1 protein-coding gene and 2 pseudogenes are annotated in these 2526 nt (G+C 70.2%); 1 reads left to right on the forward strand and 2 read right to left on the reverse strand.

All coding sequences use genetic code 11. The annotated features are described in order from the left end of the window. On the forward strand, positions 1-1099 hold a 1099-nt coding region (locus LQV45_RS25500; RefSeq protein WP_230009425.1), incomplete at its 5' end, for an ADP-ribosylglycohydrolase family protein. 506 nt (positions 1100-1605) lie between these two features. Here the strand turns inward: LQV45_RS25500 and LQV45_RS25505 are convergent. Together LQV45_RS25505 and LQV45_RS25510 are read right to left on the reverse strand one after the other, a co-directional pair. Then, positions 1606-2093, reverse strand: a pseudogene (locus tag LQV45_RS25505) (DUF4395 domain-containing protein). A gap of 199 nt (positions 2094-2292) precedes the next feature. Continuing rightward, a pseudogene (locus LQV45_RS25510) lies at positions 2293-2526 on the reverse strand (exonuclease); the annotation flags it as partial.

Genomic DNA, 2526 nt, shown 5'->3' on the forward strand with positions numbered 1-2526 from the left:
GCGCATCCACGGCTGCCTGCTGGGCGGCGCGCTCGGAGATTCGCTGGGCTACGCCGTCGAGTTCGACAGCATTTCCGCCATCCGGGCCCGGTTCGGCCCCGCGGGCCTGCAGGATTTTTCCGCGCTCGACGCCGGCAGCCCGTTTTCGGACGACACGCAAATGACGCTGTACACCGCCGACGGCCTCCTCGAGGCGCTGGAATGGGCCAACGACGGCGTGGCGGCGGACATCAACGCGTGCCTGTGGCTCGCGTACCTGCGCTGGCTGGGCACCCAGGGCGTCGCCGTGCCGGCGTCGGCCCCGTTCCAGCCGCCGCGCTGGATCGATGCCCAGGAAGTCCTGAAGAGCCGGCGCTCACCCGGCGACGCGTGCCTGAGCGGACTCGCCACGGGCGAGATGGGTACCGTGAAGCGGCCGGTCAATCCGGATTCGAAGGGCTGCGGCACCGTGATGCGGTCGGCACCCTTCGGCCTGATCCCCCACCTCGGAGCGGAAACGGTCTATAAGCTCAGCGCCGATGCCGCGTCCCTGACGCACGGCCACCCCGCGGCACGGCAGAGCGCCGGAGTTTTCAGCCTTCTCATCCATGCCCTGTCCTCCGGCCACGGGCTGCGCGAAGCGGCGGAATCGGCCCTCGGGCAGCTGCTCGGCGGCATCCTGCGCAAGGGAGAAAATCCGGATCCGGAGGTGGTGGCACGGCTGGAGGCGGCCCTGCGGTTGGCCGGAGACCTGTCCGGCGGAGACGTGCTCAGCCCCGAGGGCCTGGTCGGCGAACTCGGCGAGGGGTGGGTGGCCGAGGAAGCCCTTGCCGTCGCGCTGTACGCCGTGCTGGCCACAGCCCCGGGAACCGGGACAGGAACGGGGACGGCGGACGCCGGCGCTGCCGAGGCCGATCCCGCCCAGGCCCACTTCCGTGCCGCGATCGCGGTGGCGGTGAACCACAGCGGGGACAGCGATTCGACGGCGTCGATCGCCGGGAACATCCTGGGCGCGTTCTACGGCGAGCGGTGCCTGCCGGCAGACTGGCTGGCGGCCCTTCAGGCGCCGGAGGTCATCCGGGGCATGGCCTCGAAGCTGGCCGCCGTCACTGGCTCATAGCTTCGGCCGGCAACACTCGGCCGGGCCCGTGCACACCAGGTGTCGAGTCTCCGGCATTTGCGCAGCGCAGCCGGCTGCGCCCGGAAGCAGCGGCCCGGCACGCCCGCGGGACATGCCCCGTACCGCCCCGCTGCGATGGACATGTCCATCCCCGGCCGCTGCATCCTCAGGACATGCCCAGTCGGCCTCGGTGCAATGGACACGTCCATCCGCCATTGTCGCGTAACGAGGACATGTCCGGTCGCCCCCGCTGCGAAGGACATGTCCATCCCCGGCCGCTGCATCCTCAGGACATGCCCATCTCAGGCGGCTAGGACTGGACATATTCCCACTATGTCCACCCGTCCGAGACTCCGGAGGCCATGTCCGTACCTGGCGGCGGCGCACCAGAGGACATGTCCGTGCCCGGCGGTAGCGCACCAGAGGACATGTCCATCCCTGGCGGCCGCTTCGGCGGAACCCGGGCGCTCCGGACGCTGGAGCTCCGGACCTAAGCGCCCCGAATCCTAGGCGCCGCGGAGCGAGATGTTGTTGCAGGCTTCGCAGACGTCCTCGGGGATGAGCCCACGGCGCTGCAGGAAGCCGAAAATGGTGCAGCCGAGGCAGAACCCGGCGAAGGCCTCAAGGTACGCGGCGGCGATCAGCACGGCGTCGACACGGCAGCGCCGATGCCCTGGGCGAACCGCTTGGGCGGACCGGGAACAAGACGGGTCCGCCCAAGCCAGGGCGTCAGGACCTTGACCGAGAGCTGGGCCAGGGGCGAGATCCGGGGACCGAACAGCACGCGCAGCCAGAACCCGGCGGCGATGACGGCGAGCCCCCACCCGAAACCGGTCAGCAGGGTCACGGCGGACAGCGCCACCACCAGGGCTGCGGTGATGCGGGCGGCGTACTCATTCACCGGGTTCGGAAACGCGAACACCCGATGCCAATCAATTCCGCGCGTCGCCGGTGCTGACTTCGCGGGCGCCGACGACGCCGAGTCCGCCGGCATTGACGCCGGCGGCGCTGACTTGGCCGGCGCTGTGGGGGCCTGTGCATCCGTGGGTTTGCTCATCCGCCAAGGCTACGAGCGGGCGCGCAGTGGGAGGAATGATTGTTGCGCCGTGTGACTGCCGGGTCAGGCAGGACCCGGGCAGAAAGGACCCGTCAGCCAGGACCGGATCAGGCAGGACCCGTCAGCCAGGACCGGGTCAGGCAGGTGCGGCAGCCAGATGTCCGCCGACCATCTGGAGGAATTCGCCCTCGGACAGGACCTCGATCCGTTGCCCGCGTTCGTGCAGTTCCAGGACGCGGCGCGCCTTGCCGGTCAACCGGCCGGAGCGCAGGTCCGCGGCCACAAACCCGTCGCCCACCACCAGAACGGTAGTACGGGCCGTCACCCGGCTTTCAGGCCTGGCGCCAAGCTCTGCGGAACGGACCTTTGC

It is taken from the genome of Microbacterium sp. Bi128, assembly GCF_918698205.1.